This window comes from Nocardioides palaemonis, from assembly GCF_018275325.1.
Lineage (GTDB): Bacteria > Actinomycetota > Actinomycetes > Propionibacteriales > Nocardioidaceae > Nocardioides > Nocardioides palaemonis.
Map to the genome: position 1 here is coordinate 675,934 of NZ_JAGVQR010000003.1, position 18,734 is coordinate 694,667.

Genomic DNA, 18,734 nt, shown 5'->3' on the forward strand with positions numbered 1-18,734 from the left:
GATCACCCGAGATCGTAGGAGGAGGTGGGCCGCCAGCCCGCCTCCTCGTCGTGGACGTAGAGGCTGAAGGAGTCGACCGCGAACCGGCACTCGAAGTCCGCGAGCTCGTCGAAGGCGCGGTCGAGCGCCGGGTCGTCGAGGTGGTGGGCGACCGTGACGTGCGGGTGGTAGGGGAACTGCAGGTCGACCGCCAGCGGGCCGGTGCGGACGGCGCCGGCGAGCAGCTCGCACGAGGAGATCCCCTCCGCGAGGGTGACGAAGACGACCGGCGACACCGGGCGGAAGGTGCCCGTGCCGCGCAGGTGGATGTCGAACGGCTCGACCGAGCCGGCCGCGCAGGCGAGGTGCTTGCCCACCGAGGCGAGCTCGTCGTCGGCGATCCCGGTCGGCGGGACGAGCGTGATGTGCGTCGGGATCTGCGCCGCGGTGGTGTCCCCGACGGAGGTGCGGTAGTCCTGCAGCTCGCTCGCCCACGGCTCGGGGATCGCGATGGCTACTCCGATGGTCGGCACCCGCCCGACCCTACATAACCGGTTCGTCGCGCCCGACGCCCGCTTAGTAGGCTCGTGCGTCGTGAGTGACACCTTCCGCGCCGCCCAGGCCCGCAGCGAGGCGATCGAGCAGCAGATGGCCACCGACCCGGCCTCGCTGCGGATGCTGACCGGGGACCGTCCGACCGGAGCGCTGCACATCGGGCACTACTTCGGCTCGATCCGCAACCGCGTCCGCCTCCAGGACAGCGGCGCGGAGATCTGGCAGCTCGTCGCCGACTACCAGGTGATCACCGACCGCGAGATCGCCGGCGACATCGCGGGCAACGTCCGCAACCTGCTGCTCGACAACGTCGCCGCTGGCCTCGACCCGGAGAAGGCGACGATCTTCACCCACTCGTCCGTCCCGGCGCTCAACCAGCTGATGCTGCCGTTCCTCAGCCTGGTCAGCGTCGCCGAGCTCCAGCGCAACCCCACCGTGAAGGACGAGGCGAAGTCGGCCGGGATCACCTCGATCGGCGGCCTGCTGCTCACCTACCCGGTCCACCAGGCCGCGGACATCCTGTTCTGCAAGGCCAACGTCGTCCCGGTCGGGCGCGACCAGCTCCCCCACCTCGAGCAGACCCGCGTCATCGCGCGGCGCTTCAACGACCGCTACGCGCCGGTGTTCCCCGAGCCGGGCGCGCTGCTCTCCGAGGCGCCGCTGATCCTCGGCACCGACGGCACCAAGATGAGCAAGTCCAAGGGCAACGTGGTCGAGCTGCGGATGAGCGCCGACGAGACCGCGAAGAAGCTCAAGGGCGCCAAGACCGACAGCGACCGGGTCATCACCTACGACCCGGAGGGGCGTCCCGAGGTCGCCAACCTGCTGACCCTCATCGGCCTGTGCGAGGGCGTCGACCCGGCGACCGTGGCCGAGGAGATCGGCGACGGTGGCGGCGGCGCCCTGAAGGGCCGGCTCACCGACGCCATCAACACCGAGCTCGCCCCGCTGCGCGCGCGGCGCGCCGAGCTCGCTGCCGACCCGGGCTACCTCGAGGACGTCCTGCGCCGTGGCAACGAGCGGGCCAACGAGGTCGCCGAGGCCACGCTCTCCGAGGTCCGCGAGGCGATGGGCATGGTCTACTGACAGGCGCCACGTGACGCACGTCACACTGTTGGTGTGATGTGACTCACCAGTAGGTTCCTTTCGTCGGTCGGGTGGTCCGGCCGAGGAGGGAAGCCATCCATGGCAGTCGCAGCAACTCGTCGTCGTACCCGCTCTCGGGGTCGGACGGCACGCGTGATCGCGTCACTCGTCACCCTGCTCACCACCACGCTCGCCGTCGGCGCGCTCGGACAGGCGCCGGCCGGCGCCGTCGTCCCCGAGCCGCCCCGACCGGCGTTCTACGAGGCGCCCGCCACCCTGCCCTCGGCCAACGGGGCGGTGATCCGCAGCGAGAAGATGACCTTCCTGCTCGACCCGCTCGACGCCACCAGCCTGGTCCGCAACGCCAACCGGGTGCTCTACCGCACCACCAACCGCGCGGGTCGCGCGATCGCCGCCTCCGGCACCGTCCTGGTCCCGAACGCGCCGTGGATCGGCGTCGGCTCCCGGCCGGTCATCGGCTACGCCCCCGGCACCCAGGGCATGGCCGACCGCTGCGCGCCCTCGCGCCTGTTCTCCGAGGGGATCGAGTACGAGGGCATCGGCATCGAGGCCCTGCTGCTGCGCGGCTACGCCGTCGCCATGCCCGACTACGAGGGCCTCGGCACCGCCGGCGTGCACACCTACATGGACCGCGTCTCCCAGGGACGTGCCACCCTCGATGCGATCCGGGCCGCCCAGCGCCTCAGCGGCACCGGCCTGAGCCCCAGCAGCCCGGTCGGGATCATGGGCTACTCCCAGGGCGGCGGCGCCGCCGCCTCCGCGGTCGAGCTGGCCTCCACCTACGCCCCCGACCTCAAGGTCAGGGGCGCGGTCGTCGGGGCCGTCCCGGCCGACCTCGCCAGGGTCGCCACGACCCTCGACGGCGGCCTCTACTCCGCGTTCGCGTTCTTCGCCCTGCGCGGGCTGTCCGCGAGCTACGACGTCGACCTCGCGCCCTACCTCAACGACCGTGGCCGCGCGGTCAGCGACCAGGTCGAGCAGGAGTGCGTCTTCGACCTGCTCAACCACGCGTTCGTGAAGTCGTCCACGCTCAGCGCGAGCGGCAGGCCGATGTCGGCGCTGATGGAGCAGGAGCCGTTCCGCTCGATCGTGGAGGCGCAGCGCATCGGCACCATCAAGCCGACCGTGCCGGTCCTCGTCACCCACTCCGCCCTCGACGACGTCATCCCGTACGCCGTGGGCAGGCAGCTGGCCCGGTCGTGGTGCGGCAGGGGCGCGAACGTGTGGTTCTCCACCAACCTCGCCCCGCTCCACGTCGGCGGGATCGTGCCGCAGACCGCCGAGGCGCTGCCGTTCTTCGAGGCGCGCTTCGCCGGCCTGCCCCAGCTGAGCAACTGCTGGGCCATCTGACCGGCAGCTGACCGGCAGCTGACCGGCTCAGGCGTCGGCGGCCCGCACCTCGACGACCAGCGGGCTCCCCGGCGGCAGGGTGATCGACACCCTGCCGTCGGGATCGACGGACAGGTCGAACGCGTCAGGCCCCAGCCGCAGGCCGCGGAGCGTCCAGCCGCCGAGCGCGCCGGTCGTACGCGCGGGGTGGCTGAGCGTGCGCGTCGCGGGGTCGGTGCGCACGCCACCGAGCGCCACCAGGCAGGCGACCGGCGCGGCCGCGGCCCACGCCTGGGGGCGGCAGGCGGCGGGGTAGGCCGTCGGCTGGGCGACGTCGTCGGCCGCGTCGCCGCCGTAGAGCTCGGGCAGGCGGTGGTCGAAGAACTCCGACGCGCGCACCAGCCCGGCCGCCAGCGCGCCGGCCTCCTCGTAGCGGCCCTCCGCGGCCAGCCCGCGGACCGCGATGGCGGTGTCGTGCGGCCACACCGTGCCGCCGTGATAGCTGAGCGTGGAGAACCGCGGCGACCGTGACGACAGCGTCCGCAGGCCGAAGCCCGCGTCGAGGGACGGGTCGGCGAGCAGGTCGGCGACCCGGGCGGTCGCGTCCGCTCCGAGCACCCCGGTGCCGAGCAGGTGCCCCATGTTCGAGGCGACCGAGTCGACCCGTGCGCCGTCGCGGTCGAGCGCGACCGCGACGTGGCCGCCGTCGGCCGCGTCCACCCAGAAGTCCGTGCCGAACCGGTCACGGAGGTCGGCGGCCCACTCCTCGAGGCCCGGCACCGGGTCGGCGCCGAGGTCGGCGAGCAGCGCGGCCCCGCGCACGGCGGCCTCGTGGGCGTAGGCCTGCACCTCGCTGAGCGAGATCGGCGCCTCGGCCAGTCGGCCGTCGGCGAACTGGATGCTGTCGTGGCTGTCCTTCCAGCCCTGGTTGGACAGTCCCTCCCCCGTGTGGTCGACGTAGGTCAGCCAGCCGGACCCGGCAGCCTGGGCGAGCACCCACTCGAGGCAGGCGCGCGCCGCGGGGACGAGCGCCCGCACCTCGTCGCGGTCCGCACCCCATGCCAGGGCGTCGGCCAGGACGCACACGAAGAGCGGCGTCGCGTCCACCGTGCCGTAGTAGAGCGGGGGCAGTCGCTGCTCGCCGAGGTCGAGGACCTGGCCCCGGACCTCGTGGAGGATCTTGCCCGGCTGCTCCTCGGTGGCCGGGTCGTCGACGCGGCCCTGCCGGCGCGCGAGCACCCGCAGCGTCGAGAGCGCGAGGCCCGTGTCGAGCGGGAGCAGCATCCGGGCCGCCCAGAGCGAGTCGCGCCCGAAGAGGGTCAGGAACCACGGGCTGCCGGCGGCGAGGAACGCGTCGCCGTCGTCGTCGAGCAGCAGGCCCGCGAGGTCGTCGAGCCCCTGGCGCACCACCCGCACGAGGCGTACGTCGTGGGCGTCCACGTCGGCCGACCACGGTGCCGGTCGACCACTGCCGAACAGGCCGGGCACCGAGGTGGTGGCACGCAGCGAGACCACCTGCGGCACGCCGCGCTCGAGCTCGAGGTGCCAGGTCAGCCGTCCCGCACCGGCGTCGACGTCCGGGCGGGCGTCACCGTCCTCGGCGGCGACCCGCACCGATCCCTCGGGGCCCTCCCAGGCCAGCCCGGAGCCGGCGGCGGTCGCCGCGAGCGGCTCGGTCGCGCGGCCCTGCTTGACGTGGGGCATCGCGGCGAGGTCGGTGCCGAGGTCGACGTGGAGCACGACCGCGACCGGGTCGGGGGCGGTGGACAGGAAGGTGAGCTCCTCCCTCAGCCCGTCCGCCGCGAGGACGCGCACGCGGTCGATCCGGACGGTCGGGTCGGCGATCGAGAGGTCACCCAGGGACCGGGCGAGGTAGGTGAAGGCGTGCCGGGCGGCACCTCGGTTCTCGGCGCGGACCAGGTCGAGGTCGGACCCCGCGACCGACACCTCCCAGCGGTCGAGCAGGCGCGTGTCGGCGACGTACCAGCCGCTCACCCCACCGCGGCGCAGCTGGCCGTCGGGCGAGCCGAGCAGCACCCCCGGGGCCGCCACGCACGACGCCAGGTCGTGCAGCAGCGGCTGCAGGGACGGCGCCCCCGCAGGGGTTGTCGTGGGCGCGATGTCGTGTGTAGCCTCCGTCACACCGCGGATTTTATCGCTAAACATCGGTCGGTCCGCAACCCCGCCCACGAGCCGAGAGGAGACCACGGTGCCCACCCCCACCGGACGCGGACCGGTCCCCCACGGCCACGTGACGCTCAGCGACGTCGCCCGCTTCGTCGGCGTGTCGGCGCAGTCGGTGTCCAACGCGCTCAACAACCCCGGGCGGGTCGCGCCCGAGACCCGCGCGAAGATCCTCGCCGCGGTCGAGGAGCTCGGCTACCGCCCCAACCGCTCCGCGCGCGCCCTGCGCAACCAGCGCTCGCGGCTGATCGGCATCCGCGTCGAGCCCTCGCGCGACGACCGCGCGGCGCTGCTCTTCGACCAGTTCCTCCACGCCCTCGCCGAGTCGGCCGCCGCCACCGGCTGCCACCTGATCCTCTGCCAGGCCGACGGCGAGGACAACGAGGTCGCGGCCTACCGCGAGCTCCTCAGCACCACCTCGGTCGACGCCTTCGTGCTCACCGGGGCCCACCGGGGGGACTCCCGCGTCGCCGCGCTGCGCGACGTCGGGGTGCCCTTCGCCATGTTCGGTCGCTCCTGGGACGGCGATGCCGACCTCGCCTGGGCAGACGTCGACGGACGGGCGGGGCTCCACGCCGCCACCGCCCACGTCGCCGCCCAGGGGCACCGGCGGATCGCCCACGTCGGCTGGCCCGAGGAGTCCGACACCGGTCGCGACCGTCGGGCCGGCTGGCGCGAGGCGTGCGCCGACCTCGGCCTCGCCGACGACCTGCTCGAGGAGGTCGCCGACGACTTCGACCAGGCCCGGGCCGCCGCCCACCGGCTCCTCGACCTGGCCGATCCCGCGACGGCGATCACCTGCTCGTCCGACACCCTCGCCCTCGGCGTGCTGCGCGCGCTGGCCGACCGCGGCCTGCGCGCCGGCGCCGACGTGGCGGTCACCGGGTTCGACAACTCCCCGGCCGCCGCCCTCACCACCCCCGGCCTCACCAGCCTGCGCCAGCCGCTCGAGCAGGTCGCGCAGGACCTCGTCACCGCGATCGAGGAGCTCATCCACGGCGCGGAGGCCCCCCAGCAGACCCTGCTCCAGCCGGAGCTCGTCGTCCGCGAGTCGAGCCTGCGCGGCCCGGCCACGGGCGGCACCCATCCCACCCCCGCCTCCTGAGGAGACACCATGTTGCGCCTGCCCGGCCACCGCGCCGTACCCGCCCTCGCCCTGGCCCTCGCCACGTCGCTGACCCTCGCGGCCTGCGGCGGCGGTGGCTTCGAGGACTCCGAGGGGTCAGGGGGATCCTCGTCGGACGGCGGCGACGGCGGCCCGCTGAAGGTGCTCATCGGCTCCTCCGGCGAGGCCGAGACCAAGGCCGTCGAGGAGGCCGTCGCCGCGTGGGCGGAGGAGAACGGCACCGAGGCGTCGGTCCAGGCCGCGACCGACCTCCCGCAGGAGCTCAGCCAGGGGTTCACCTCCAACAACCCGCCGGACGTCTTCTACGTCTCGACCGACACCCTGGCGGGCTTCGCCGCCAACGGCTCGCTGCTGGCCTACGGCGACCAGCTCGACAACGCCGACGACTTCTACCCCACGCTGGTCGACGCGTTCACCGTCGACGGCGACTTCTACTGCGCCCCGAAGGACTTCTCGACCCTCGGCCTGGTCATCAACACCCGGCTCTGGGAGGAGGCGGGGCTGACCGACGCCGACGTCCCGACCACCTGGGACGAGCTCGCCTCGGTCGCGAAGACCCTGACGAAGGGCGACACCGTCGGCCTCGCCTTCGGCCCGGAGTACCAGCGGGTGGGGTCCTTCTTCCCGCAGGCCGGCGGCTCGATGGTGAGCGACGACGGCGCCGAGGCCACGGTCGACAGCCCGGAGAACCTCGAGGCGCTCGAGTTCGTCCAGTCGATGATGCAGGACGGCGTGGCGTCCTACTCCTCCACCCTCGGCGCCGGCTGGGGCGGCGAGGCGTTCGGCAAGGAGATGGCCGCGATGACGATCGAGGGCAACTGGATCGCCGGAGCGATGGAGAACGACTTCCCCGACGTCGACTACACGGTCGCCGAGCTCCCCGAGGGCCCGGCCGGCAAGGGCACGCTCGCCTTCACCAACTGCTGGGGCATCGCCGCCCAGAGCGGCAGCACCGACGACGCGGTGTCGCTCGTCGAGCACCTCACGTCGGTGGACCAGCAGCTCGCCTTCGCCGACGCCTTCGGCGTGATCCCGTCGGTCCAGAGCGCCGCGGAGCAGTACGCCGCCGACCGCCCCGGGTTCGAGCCGTTCGTGGCGGGCGCGGAGTACGCCCAGAACCCGCCGTCGCAGGAGGGCGCCGCTGACGTGATCAGCGACTTCAACGCCCAGCTCGAGGGGCTGCAGGACGGCGACCCGCAGGCCATCCTCGAGTCGGTCCAGCAGTCGATGCAGGCCGTCGTCGGGCAGTGAGCGCCTCGTCGATCCGCCGGGGGCAGACGCGGGACGGCTGGCTGTTCGTCTCCCCCGCGATGCTGCTCCTGGCGGTCTTCCTGCTCTTCCCGGTCCTGATGGCGCTCTGGGTGAGCGTCTCGGACTGGCGGGGCGTGGGCAGCCCGTTCTCCTCCGACGTCGGATTCGTCGGCGCGGACAACTACGCCAACATCCTCAGCGGCGGCAGCCTGCAGCAGCGCGACTTCGGCACGGCGATGCGCAACAACGTCTACTACGTGCTGTTCGTCGTGCCGCTGCAGACCGCGGCGGCGCTGGGCCTGGCGGTGCTGGTGCACGCGAAGGCGCTGAAGGGTCGCGGGTTCTTCCGCACCGCGTTCTACTTCCCGTCGGTGACCAGCGCGGTGGCGATCACGGTGCTGTGGCTGTTCCTCTTCAACTCCTCGGGCGCGGTCAACGCGATCCTCGGCTGGGTCGGCATCGACGGCCCCAACTGGTTCGGCGACGCCCGCGGGATCTTCCACACCGCGCTCGGTGCCGTCGGGATCGACGCCCCCGCGTTCCTCACCGACCACCGCACCCTCGGCATCAGCTGGTGGGAGTGGCTGGCCGGCCCGTCGTTCGCGATGTCCGCCTTCATCCTGCTGGCGGTCTTCACCACCTCGGGCACCTTCATGCTGCTGTTCATCGCGGCCCTCAACAACATCGGCGACGGGGTCGAGGAGGCCGGCATGGTCGACGGGGCCAACGGGTGGCAGCGGTTCTGGCACCTCACCCTGCCGATGCTGCGCCCCACGATGTTCACCGTGCTCACGCTCGGCCTGATCGGCACGTGGCAGGTGTTCGACCAGATCTACACCGGCACCCAGGGCGGCCCCGCGAAGACCACCCTCACCCCGGCGTACCTCTCGTTCCAGACCTCGTTCAACTCCCAGCGGTGGGGGGAGGGCGCGGCGATCGCCTTCATCCTCTTCGCCATCATCGTCGTCCTCACGCTGCTCCAGCGCTGGGCGCTGCGGGAGAAGTCATGACCGCGCGTCGTCCGGCGTGGTGGCTCTACGCCCTCCTGGTCCTGCTCGCCGTCGTCTACGTGATGCCGTTCCTCATCCAGGTCGCCACGTCGTTCAAGACCGAGCCGGACGCGGCGGCCCACCCGATCTCGCTGGTGCCGCAGACCTTCACCACCGCGGCCTACGCCCAGCTGCTCGGCGGCGAGGCGTTCCCGCTGTGGTTCCGCAACTCCGTCGTGGTGACCCTCTGCGTCACGGTCGGCCGGGTCTTCTTCGACTCCCTCGCCGGCTACGCCCTGGCCCGGATCCACTTCCGCGGGCGCGCCCTGATGTTCGCGATCCTGGTGGGCGTGATGGCGGTGCCCAACGTGGTGCTGCTGATCCCCAAGTTCCTGGTCATCAACCAGCTCCAGATCTACAACTCGATGCCCGGGCTGATCGTGCCGCTGCTCGTCGACGCGGCCGGGATCTTCATCATGAAGAACTTCTTCGAGTCGATCCCGCAGTCGGTCGAGGAGCAGGCGCGCATCGACGGCGCGAGCACCTTCCGCCTGTTCTGGTCCGTCGTGCTGCCGATGGCGCGTCCGGCGCTGGTGACGATCGTGATCCTCTCCTTCCAGGGCTCCTGGAACGAGCTGAGCCACTTCATCGTCGCGGCCAACGACCCCGAGCTGACCAACCTCACCAAGGGCGTCGCCCAGCTCGCGTCCAACCAGCTCGGCCAGGGCACGAAGTACCCGCTCAAGCTGGCCGCGGCCGCACTGATGACGATCCCCGTGGCGCTGGTCTTTCTCGTCGCACAGAAGCGGATCATGAACACGAGCGCGGGTGCCGTGAAGGGCTGATGCAACCGGCCCGCCTCCCCACGGGTCGTCATGGCGGGAGCAGACGACGCGGTGGGAAGGTGGGCCATGGCCCGGGCGCGAGGGGTGGCGAGCGGGGTGGACCGCGTGCAGGAGGTCTACGCGACCTCCTACCGCCGCCTCGTGGGCCAGCTCACCGGCGTGACCGGCGACCCGGTCGAGGCCGAGGACGTGGTGATGGAGGCCTTCGCCCGTGCGGTGAACTCCTCCCGCTCGTTCCTCGCCGCCGACAACCCCGAGGCATGGCTGCGGACCGTGGCGGTCAACGTCTCGCGCACCCGCTGGCGGCGGTCCCGCTTCTTCCGCGACGTCAGCCACCGCCTCGTCGCGGAGGAGGCCTACGCCGACCTGCCGGAGGACCGGATCGTGCTGCTGGCCGCGCTGCGCCGGCTGCCGGCCGCACAGCGCGAGGCGATCGCGCTGCACCACCTCGCCGACCTGCCGGTCCACGAGGTGGCCGAGGCCGTCGGCGCGCCGGTCGGGACCGTCAAGGCGCGGCTCGCCCGCGGGCGCACGACCCTGGCGGCGCTGCTCGCGGAGCCCGACCCCGAGAGGAGCACCCGATGAGCCTGCCCACCGACCTGCCCCACGCCGTCGCCGAGCGGGCGCCGCAGCCCGGGTTCGACGAGGTGCTGGACCGGGCCCGGACGGCTCGTCGGCGACGTCGTCGGACCGCCGGGGCGTACGCCGCCGCGGCCGTCGCCATGGCGGGCGCCGTCGCGGCCGTGGTCCTGCTGCCCGGCTCCACGCCGGTCGACCCGGCGCCCGCCCCGTCGCCCACTCCCCTGACCGGGGAGGTCGACGACCGGCTGCCGGCCGCGGTGCGCGGCCTGGTCGAGGCGGACCGCGCGGACGTCTTCGCCGTGTCGGCCTCGGGCGACGCGGTCGCCGCGCTGTGGGCGAACTGCTCGGGCGAGGCCGGTGCGAACGGCTGCCGCTCGGCAGTCACGGTGCGCGAGGGCTCCGACGTCGCGGGCGTGCTGCTCGACGGCGACGTCCGCGCCCTGCAGCCGGTGCCGGGTGGCTGGCTCGTGGAGCAGGCGACCGGCCCGCTCGTCCTCGACCCCGACGGCCGCCTGCAGCCGCTGGTCGACACCGGTCCCGGCAACGACCGCTCCGCGCGGGGCGACACCGCCGTCACCGTCGGCGGCGCGGTCCGGCTGCTGCGTGGCACCACGCTGGTCGACGTCCCGGTCCCACCCGGCACCACCCGTCTCTGGGGGGCCCACGTGACCTTCACGGGTCGGCTCGCGGTCGTGGTCGACCTCGAGGACGGCGGCTCGGAGGTCGCGGTGTCCGACGACTTCGGTGCGACCTGGTCCGCCGGCACCACCGAGCGCGCCGACGCGACGACCGGCCGGGTGCTCGCGGGCGACGGCGACCGCCTCGTCCTGGTCGACCTCGGCGACGACCGGTCCACCGGCGAGGTGCCGCTGCTGGACGTCCGGACCTCGCGGGACGGCGGCGCGACCTGGCAGGAGGCGCACGGCCTCGGCTGGGGTGGCGGCCCCGACCGGGCGTGGCAGCTGCCTCGCGACCTGTCGGGCGTCGCGGTCGCACCGGACGGCACGACGTTCCTCACGACCGCGTCCCACCACCTCGTCCGGATCGACCTCGACGGCAACGCGCTGCCGACCCAGCTGTCGTCCTACGACCGCGGCGTGACCGAGACGCCGGACGGCGTCTGCGTGCTCACCGAGCGCGGCAGGCGCGACCAGCTGGCCTGCTCGGCCGACGGCGGCACCACGTGGGAGCCCCGCGCCGTGCCGGGCCTGCGGTGAGGCGGGCCCATCCTCGGGTCGTCAGACGACCCATCCGACGTTGTCCGCGACCAGGTCGGCCGCGGGGTAGACCCCGCGCAGCTCGCGGCGTCGCTCGAGCAGGCTCACCACGTCGCCGACGTTGCGGTCGGCGAGCTGACGGCGTCGCTCCATCTCCTCGGCCAGCTTGTCCTCGTCCACCATGACGATCCCCTTTGCGTCACCTGGGGCGACTGTTCCGCCCCCACTGATTGGATCGTTCCAAGCATGGGCTACGCAAGGGTTCCGGGAGTGTTAACTCCACGAAAACTCAGATCACGTGAGAGGTCTTCTCGCGCACGTGCAGCCGCGCGGACACCAGCAGGATCGCCACGCCTGCCAGCGACAGGACCAGTCCGACGAGCGCCGGGGCGCGCAGGCCCCACCCGGCCGCGATCACGACCCCGCCGAGCCACGCGCCGAGCGCGTTGGCGATGTTGAGCGAGGCGTGGTTCATCGCCGCGCCCAGGGTCTGGGCGTCGCCGGCGACGTCCATCAGCCGCAGCTGGAGGTTGACCACCAGCACGGAGCCGAGGGTCGTGATGAGGAAGACCACCGGCAGCGCGGCCCAGCCGTGCGGTGCGGTGAGCCAGAAGGCGAGCATCGTGCCGGCCATCCCGGTGCCGCCGATGATGAGCGAGCGGAAGATCGACCAGTCGGCCATGATGCCGGCCAGCCAGGTGCCGGCGACCATGCCGAGGCCGAAGGACAGCAGGTAGACCGGCACCGACCGCTCCCCCAGGCCGGCCACGTCGGTGACGACCGGGGCGATGTAGGAGTAGACGGCGAACATGCCTCCGAAGCCGACCGCGCCCGCGAGGAGCGTGAGCCAGACCTGCGGGACGCGGAACGCCGAGAGCTCGCGGCGCCCGCTCGCCTCGGCGTCGCCGGGGACCGAGGGGACGAACCACACCACGAGGGCGAGGGTCACCAGCGCCAGCCCGGCCGCGGCCCAGAAGGCGGCGCGCCAGCCGAGCTCCTGCCCGAGCACCGTGGCGGCGGGCACCCCGATGACGTTGGCGACCGACAGGCCGAGCATCACCTGGGCCACCGCACGTCCCTTGCGCGAGGGCCGCGCCATGCTCGCGGCGACGAGCGAGGCGACGCCGAAGTAGGCGCCGTGCGGCAGGCCGGCCGCGAACCGGGCGACCATCAGCTGCTCGTAGGACGTGGCGAGGGCGCTCAGCCCGTTGCCGACCGCGAAGGCCGCCATCAGCGCCACGAGCAGCGCCCGACGCGGGAGCCGGGCGCCGAGGAAGGCCAGCACCGGGGCGCCGACGACGACGCCGACGGCGTAGGCCGAGATCACGTGGCCGCCGGTCGGGATCGACACGTCGACGCCGCTGGAGATCTGCGGCAGCAGCCCCATCGTGACGAACTCGGTGGTCCCGATCGCGAAGCCGCCCATCGCGAGCGCGAGGACCGCGAGCGCGAAGTGGCGTGCGGTCACGGACGGGACGTCGAGGTCGTCCGTCGGGGCGGCGGCGGGAGCGGTCGTCATGGGCACTCCAGTCTCCAAGCCCGACGCCCGCACGCCTATTCCTCGAACGGGTCTAGGGTCGCGCATGTGAGCAAGCCCACGGGTGAGGAGCTCCTGCGGCAGGGCCGGCTCGCCGACGCGCGCGCCGAGCTCACCCGCGAGGCTGCCGCCGCGGAGGACGCCGGCGACGCCGAGGGGCTGGCGCGTGCCGCGCTCGGCCTGAGCGGGCTCTGGGTGCACGACCACCGGACCCGCCTCGACCGCGCCCGCGTCGCCGGGCTGCGCGAGCGTGCGCTCGCCGGCCTCGACCCCGCCTCGTCCCTGGCCCGCCGGCTGCGCCAGCGGCACCACGTCGAGGAGCTCTACGGCACCCCGGACGCGGCGGCCGTCGAGGCGCTGGTCGACGACGCCCGGTCGACCGGGGACGTCGTGCAGCTCGCCGAGGCGCTGCACCTCGCGTACTTCTGCCTGCTCGGCCCCCAGCACCTGCGACGTCGTCTCGACCTCGCCGACGAGCTGGTCGCCGTGTCGGTGACGACCGGCGACCCGCTCCACGGGCTGCTGGGTCTGGCCGACCGTGCACTGGTGCTGCACGAGCTCGGCGACCTCGCCGCCGGACGCGCCCTCGAGGAGCTCCGGCTGGCGCTCGAGGAGACACCCTGCGCGGCCGTGGCCTACGTGCGTGAGGTGATCGGCGTGATGCGGACGGTCGGCGCCGGCCGACTGCGCGAGGCCGAGCAGGAGGCAGCACGGGTCCACCGGCTCGGCGTCGAGGTGGGCGACGTCGACGCCGACACGTGGTACGCCGCCCAGGTGCTGGGCATCTCGTGGTTGCGCGGCGACCACGAGCGGATGCTCGAGCTGAGCCGGACCCACGTCGACTCCGTCGAGGTGGCCGAGCCCGCGCAGGTCGCCTTCGACGCCGCGCTGGCCGCGGCGGCGGCGGGCGCGGGGGACGCCGCGGCGGCCCGAGCCGCGCTCGCCCGGCTGCGGGTCGGCACGGCGGGACCCCCCACCTCGACGAGCTGGCTGGCGGCGCTCTTCGCCCTCTCCGAGGTCGCCTGGGAGCTCGACGACGCCGCCACGGCGCAGCGCGTCCTCGACGCCCTCGGCGACCACCCCGGCCTGCCGGTCGTGGTGAGCCGGGGCGTGGTCAGCTTCGGCTCCACCAGTCGAGCGCTCGGCTCGGCGGCTGCGGTGCTCGGCGACCTCGACGGAGCGGTCGCGCTCCTCGATCGCGCGCTGTCCGACGACCTGGCCCACGGCACCCCGGTGTGCCGGCCGCACACGGCGTGGCGCCTCGCCGAGGTGCTCGACCGTCGCGCCGGGCCCGGCGACGCCGACCGGGCCGAGCGGCTGCGCGAGGAGGCGCTGGAGGGTGGGCGGGCCCACGGCCTGGACCACCGCGTGCGGGCGTGGGCCGCACCGGTCGCCCACCCCCTGCGCCTGCGACGGTCCGGCCGGACGTGGGACGTCCGGCTCGGCGACCGGCGCGCGTCGGTGCCGGCGAGCGTCGGCATGGGCTACCTCGCCGAGCTCGTGTCGCGCCCCGGGGTGGAAGTCGCGGCGCTGGACCTGGTGACCGGCCACGCCGTCCACGAGAGCCGCAGCGCCGAGGTGCTCGACGAGCGGGCGATCCGCGCCTACCGGGCGCGGGTCGCGGAGCTCGAGCGGGAGGTCGCCGACGCCGACCTCGCGGGCGATGCCGCGGGCTCCGAGCGGGCGCACCGCGAGCTCGACGCCGTCGCCCGGGAGCTGGTGTCCGCCACCGGGCTCCTCGGCGGCGCCCGCACCTTCGCCGACGGTCAGGAACGGGCCCGGGTGTCGGTCCACAAGGCGGTGCGGCGGGCGCTCGCGGCCCTCACGCTCGCCGACGCGGAGATCGGCACGTGGCTCGCCGACCGGGTGCGGACCGGCGCGTTCTGCTGCTTCGACCCACGCCCCTGAGCGCCCGGCCCCGACCCGGCCGGTGTGACGCGGCACGGAACGGGAGCGGCACGCGCCCGTCACGCCACTCGGGCGGACGGGCGCACGGCCCGTCCGGATGCGAGCCGAGGAGCGACCATGATCCGCAGCGCCACCGTCACGTGCGACCGCCCGACCTCGTCCGACGACCCCGCCCTGCACGCGGTGTTCGAGGGCCTCTCGGACCGGTCCCGCTTCCTGAGGTTCCACACCGGCGTGCCGCACTACCCGCGCGCGTGGTGGGAGGTGCTGGCGCGCGTCGAGCAGGGCCGCAGCGACGTCGCCCTCGCGCGGGTCTCCGGTCGGCCGGTCGGTCACGGGCAGTGGCACCGCGTCGACGCCACGACCGCCGAGCTGTCGCTCGCGGTCGTGGACGCGTGGCAGCGCCAGGGGGTGGGGTCCGTGCTGGTGGACCACCTGGCGCGGACCGCGAGCCTGGCCGGCATCGAGCGGTTCCGCAGCTGGGTGCACCCGGACAACGCCGGCGTGCGGGCGATGCTGCGCGACCGGGAGGCGTATGCCGGTCCCGACGGATCGTGGACCGTGGCGGTCCCGGCGCAGCAGGTCCTGCGGAGGAGCGGCCCGGCGGCCGGGGAGGCGGCGTGAGCCTCCTCCCCGGCGCCGGGTGGTGACTCAGAGCGAGGCGAGCGCGGCGTTGAAGGTCGCGGACGGGCGCATCACCGCGTCGGCCTTCTCGGCGTCGGGGCGGAAGTAGCCACCGATGTCGGCCGGCTTGCCCTGCACGGCCAGCAGCTCGTCGACGATCGTCTGCTCGTCGGCGCGCAGCGAGGACGCGAGCGAGGCGAAGGCCGCGGCGAGGTCGGCGTCCTCGGTCTGCTTCGCCAGCTCCTCGGCCCAGTAGAGGGCGAGGTAGAAGTGCGAGCCGCGGTTGTCGATCGTGCCGAGCTTGCGGCCGGGCGAGCGGTCCTCGTTGAGGAAGGTCTCGGTGGCCTTGTCGAGCGTGTCGCCGAGGATCCGCGCGCGGGCGTTGTCGGCGTAGCCGGCGAGGTGCTCGAGCGAGGCGGCCAGGGCGAAGAACTCGCCGAGGCTGTCCCAGCGCAGGTAGTCCTCCTTGACCAGCTGCTGCACGTGCTTGGGCGCCGAGCCGCCGGCACCGGTCTCGAACAGGCCGCCACCGTTCATCAGCGGGACGATCGAGAGCATCTTGGCGCTGGTGCCGAGCTCGAGGATCGGGAACAGGTCGGTGTTGTAGTCGCGCAGCACGTTGCCGGTCACCGAGATGGTGTCCTCGCCGCGGCGGATCCGCTCCAGCGAGTACGTCGTCGCGGCGGCGGGCGCCATGACCTGGATGTCGAGGCCGTCGGTGTCGTGCTCCTCCAGGTACTCGGTCACGAGCGCGATGAGGTTGGCGTCGTGGGCGCGGGTCTCGTCGAGCCAGAAGACGGCGGGCGTCTCGGAGGCGCGGGCGCGGGTGACGGCGAGCTTGACCCAGTCGCGGATCGAGGCGTCCTTGGTCTGGCAGGCGCGCCAGATGTCGCCGGGCTCGACGTCGTGCGACATGAGCACGTCGCCGGCGCCGCTGCGGACCTCGACCTTGCCCGCGGCCGGGATCTCGAAGGTCTTGTCGTGCGAGCCGTACTCCTCGGCCGCCTTGGCCATCAGGCCGACGTTGGGGACCGAGCCCATCGTCGACGGGTCGAGGGCGCCGTGGGTCCGGCAGTCGTCGATCGTGGCCTGGTAGACGCCGGCGTAGGACGAGTCCGGGATCACCGCGAGGGTGTCCTGCTGCTCGCCGTCGGCGTTCCACATCTGGCCCGAGGTGCGGATCATCGCCGGCATGGAGGCGTCGATGATGACGTCGGAGGGCACGTGCAGGTTGGTGATGCCGCGGTCGGAGTCGACCATCGCGAGCGCCGGGCCGTCGGCCAGGCCCTTCTCGAAGGCCGCCTTGATCTCCGCGCCGCCCTCGACCTGGTCGAGGCCGGAGAGGATGGCACCGAGGCCGTCGTTGGCGGACAGGCCGGCGGCGGCGAGCTGCTCGCCGTACTGGGAGAACACGTCGGCGAAGTAGGCACGCACCACGTGGCCGAAGATGATCGGGTCGGAGACCTTCATCATCGTGGCCTTGAGGTGGGCGGAGAAGAGGACGCCGTCGGCCTTGGCCTTCGCGACCTGCTGCTCGAGGAACGCGTCGAGGTGGGCCGCGCTCATGAACGTGGCGTCGACGACCTCGCCGGCGAGGACCTTCAGGCCCTCCTTGAGGACCGTCTCCTCGCCGCCGACGCCGACGTGGACGATCGACAGGGTGTCGTCGCCCTCGATGACGACCGACTTCTCGTTGCTGCGGAAGTCGTCGTGGCCCATGGTGGCGACCGACGTCTTGGAGTCGCTGCTCCAGGCGCCCATCGAGTGCGGGTGCGACTTGGCGTAGTTCTTCACCGACGCGGGCGCGCGGCGGTCGGAGTTGCCCTCGCGCAGGACCGGGTTGACCGCGGAGCCCTTGACCTTGTCGTAGCGGGCGCGGACGTCGCGCTCCTCGTCGGTCTGCGGGTTCTCCGGGTAGGCCGGGAGGTCGTAGCCCTGCGACTGCAGCTCGGCGATCGTCGCCTTGAGCTGCGGGATCGAGGCAGAGATGTTGGGCAGCTTGATGATGTTGGCCTCGGGCTTCGTGGCCAGCTCGCCGAGCTCGGCGAGCGCGTCGTCGAGGCGCTGCTCCTCGGTCAGCCGGTCGGGGAACTGCGCGATCACGCGGCCGGCCAGGGAGATGTCACGGGTCTCGACGTCGACACCGGCGGTCTTCGCGTAGGCCGCGATGATCGGGAGGAACGAGTACGTCGCGAGCAGCGGCGCCTCGTCGGTGTGCGTGTAGATGATCTTGGCCATGGGGTACGACAGCTCCTCAGGTGTTCGGGTGAACTGACCGGGACGGGGCAGAACTCTTGACGTCAAGATACCTGACGCGGGGGCGGGAGGCGACTCGCCTACCCTCGCACCGGTCGTCCGGCGAGGCTAGGCTTCGCGTGGCCTACGCGGGGTAGGGCCTGACGACTCTCTGGAGGAGCAGCTCGCCATGAGCGACATCGTGGAAGACACACCCACCACCGGGCAGAAGTTCACCGCCGAGCTGCTGGGCACGTTCGTGCTCGTCTTCTTCGGCTGCGGCGCGGCACTCATCAGTGGCGGTGACTACGTCGCCACCGGCCTGACGTTCGGCCTCACGGTCGTGGTGATGGCCTACGCCGTCGGCCGCATCTCCGGCGGCCACTTCAACCCGGCGGTCACGCTCGGTGCCGTCCTGGGCGGTCGGCTCCCGTGGAGCCAGGTCGGCATCTACGTCGCCGCGCAGCTGGTCGGCGGCCTGGTGGCCGGAGCCGTGCTCTTCGGCCTGATGCACGGCTTCGAGGGCTTCGACGCCGAGGGCCGGATGGCGCAGAACGCCTATGGCGACGCGGGCTCCGGCTACGCCTGGTGGGCCGCCCTGCTGCTCGAGATGGTGCTGACCGCGGTCTTCCTCTGGGTGATCCTCGCGGTCACCGACGAGCGCAACCAGGTCAACGCCGTCATGGGCCCGCTGACCATCGGTCTCGCGCTCGCGATGATCCACTTCGCCTCGATGGGCGCCACCGGCACGTCGGTCAACCCGGCGCGCTCGATCGGCGTCGGCGTCTTCGCCGGCACCGACGCGATCGTCCAGCTCTGGCTCTTCGTCGTCGCCCCGCTCCTCGGCGCGGCCGTCGCGGGCCTCACCTACCCCCTCCTCTTCGGCCACGGCGCTGCCCCGGTCGCGGGCTCCGGCCTCAGCTTCGGCGGTGGCCGCAAGGCCCAGCCGGTGCCCGGCAGCTACGAGGCGCAGTGGAACCAGGGCCAGCAGGGCGGCTGGGGCCAGCCCGGCTCCCCGTGGGGCGCTCCCCCGCAGCAGCAGTGGGGCCAGCCCGACCCCTACCAGCAGCAGCAGCCGGCTCAGCAGCAGCCCGACCCGTACGCCGCACCGCCGGCGCAGCAGGGGCAGCCGGGCCAGTGGGGCCAGCCGCCGCAGCAGCCGCCCGCCCAGGGCCAGCCGGGCCAGCCCGGCCAGTGGGGCGCTCCCCCGGCGCAGCCCGGCCAGACCGCGCAGCCGGGCCAGCCCGGCCACTGGGGCAACCCGGA

Annotated in this window: 16 protein-coding genes; 11 read left to right on the forward strand and 5 right to left on the reverse strand. The window is 73.4% G+C overall.

All coding sequences use genetic code 11. From position 1 onward, the window contains the following. Positions 1 to 2 precede the first annotated feature (2 nt). On the reverse strand, positions 3 to 512 hold the full coding sequence (locus KDN32_RS15630; protein WP_211733147.1) for a 2'-5' RNA ligase family protein: 510 nt from the start codon (positions 510 to 512) through the stop codon (positions 3 to 5). On the opposite strand from KDN32_RS15630, the gene trpS reads away from it, so the two are divergent. Beyond that, entirely contained in the window at positions 502 to 1,620 is a 1,119-nt protein-coding gene (gene trpS, locus KDN32_RS15635) for a tryptophan--tRNA ligase (RefSeq protein ID WP_372446552.1), read from the forward strand. The two genes, KDN32_RS15630 and trpS, sit on opposite strands and share 11 nt — an antisense overlap. Before the next feature lie 153 nt (positions 1,621 to 1,773). Further along, positions 1,774 to 2,991: a lipase family protein gene (locus KDN32_RS22560; RefSeq protein WP_211733149.1), complete on the forward strand. Its 1,218-nt coding sequence runs from the start codon at positions 1,774 to 1,776 to the stop codon at positions 2,989 to 2,991. 27 nt (positions 2,992 to 3,018) lie between these two features. Here the strand turns inward: KDN32_RS22560 and KDN32_RS15645 are convergent, their stop codons facing one another. Continuing rightward, on the reverse strand, positions 3,019 to 5,112 hold the full coding sequence (locus tag KDN32_RS15645) for a glycogen debranching N-terminal domain-containing protein (RefSeq protein ID WP_211733150.1): 2,094 nt from the start codon (positions 5,110 to 5,112) through the stop codon (positions 3,019 to 3,021). A 67-nt stretch (positions 5,113 to 5,179) separates the two neighbouring features. Between KDN32_RS15645 and KDN32_RS15650 the strand changes: the two genes are divergently transcribed. The 6 genes from KDN32_RS15650 to KDN32_RS15675 all read left to right on the forward strand — a co-directional run bounded on the left by KDN32_RS15650 (position 5,180) and on the right by KDN32_RS15675 (position 11,164). Further along, entirely contained in the window at positions 5,180 to 6,259 is a 1,080-nt protein-coding gene (locus KDN32_RS15650) for a LacI family DNA-binding transcriptional regulator (protein WP_211733151.1), read from the forward strand. A gap of 9 nt (positions 6,260 to 6,268) precedes the next feature. Next, positions 6,269 to 7,531, forward strand: a complete 1,263-nt coding sequence (locus KDN32_RS15655; protein WP_211733152.1) for an extracellular solute-binding protein — start codon at positions 6,269 to 6,271, stop codon at positions 7,529 to 7,531. Beyond that, positions 7,528 to 8,541: a carbohydrate ABC transporter permease gene (locus KDN32_RS15660; RefSeq protein WP_211733153.1), complete on the forward strand. Its 1,014-nt coding sequence runs from the start codon at positions 7,528 to 7,530 to the stop codon at positions 8,539 to 8,541. The genes KDN32_RS15655 and KDN32_RS15660 overlap by 4 nt, the downstream gene beginning before the upstream one ends. Further along, positions 8,538 to 9,365 carry a carbohydrate ABC transporter permease gene (locus tag KDN32_RS15665; RefSeq protein ID WP_211733154.1) on the forward strand — a complete coding sequence of 276 codons (828 nt, stop codon included), beginning with the start codon at positions 8,538 to 8,540 and terminating at the stop codon, positions 9,363 to 9,365. Before KDN32_RS15660 ends, KDN32_RS15665 begins: the two co-directional genes overlap by 4 nt. Before the next feature lie 96 nt (positions 9,366 to 9,461). Next, positions 9,462 to 9,950 (forward strand): sigma-70 family RNA polymerase sigma factor, encoded by a 489-nt coding sequence (locus tag KDN32_RS15670; protein ID WP_307854146.1) that lies wholly within the window; start codon positions 9,462 to 9,464, stop codon positions 9,948 to 9,950. After that, positions 9,947 to 11,164 (forward strand): sialidase family protein, encoded by a 1,218-nt coding sequence (locus KDN32_RS15675; protein WP_211733156.1) that lies wholly within the window; start codon positions 9,947 to 9,949, stop codon positions 11,162 to 11,164. The genes KDN32_RS15670 and KDN32_RS15675 overlap by 4 nt, the downstream gene beginning before the upstream one ends. A gap of 21 nt (positions 11,165 to 11,185) precedes the next feature. On the opposite strand, the gene KDN32_RS15680 is transcribed toward KDN32_RS15675, so the two are convergent. Together KDN32_RS15680 and KDN32_RS15685 are read right to left on the reverse strand one after the other, a co-directional pair. Further along, a complete protein-coding gene (locus tag KDN32_RS15680; protein WP_211733157.1) occupies positions 11,186 to 11,347 on the reverse strand; it encodes a hypothetical protein in 162 nt (53 codons plus the stop codon). A 106-nt stretch (positions 11,348 to 11,453) separates the two neighbouring features. Continuing rightward, entirely contained in the window at positions 11,454 to 12,683 is a 1,230-nt protein-coding gene (locus KDN32_RS15685; RefSeq protein WP_211733158.1) for an MFS transporter, read from the reverse strand. Between the two features lie 66 nt (positions 12,684 to 12,749). On the opposite strand from KDN32_RS15685, the gene KDN32_RS15690 reads away from it, so the two are divergent. Beyond that, on the forward strand, positions 12,750 to 14,609 hold the full coding sequence (locus KDN32_RS15690) for a hypothetical protein (protein ID WP_211733159.1): 1,860 nt from the start codon (positions 12,750 to 12,752) through the stop codon (positions 14,607 to 14,609). A gap of 117 nt (positions 14,610 to 14,726) precedes the next feature. Next, positions 14,727 to 15,233 carry a GNAT family N-acetyltransferase gene (locus KDN32_RS15695; protein ID WP_211733160.1) on the forward strand — a complete coding sequence of 169 codons (507 nt, stop codon included), beginning with the start codon at positions 14,727 to 14,729 and terminating at the stop codon, positions 15,231 to 15,233. Between the two features lie 27 nt (positions 15,234 to 15,260). Here the strand turns inward: KDN32_RS15695 and KDN32_RS15700 are convergent, their stop codons facing one another. Continuing rightward, the gene (locus tag KDN32_RS15700; protein WP_211733161.1) at positions 15,261 to 17,471 is read right to left on the reverse strand and encodes an NADP-dependent isocitrate dehydrogenase; all 2,211 of its coding nucleotides are present in this window, start codon (positions 17,469 to 17,471) and stop codon (positions 15,261 to 15,263) included. 187 nt (positions 17,472 to 17,658) lie between these two features. Here KDN32_RS15700 and KDN32_RS15705 point away from each other — a divergent pair. Next, positions 17,659 to 18,734 (forward strand): MIP family channel protein (locus KDN32_RS15705; protein WP_211733162.1); only part of this gene is annotated, 1,076 nt, incomplete at its 3' end.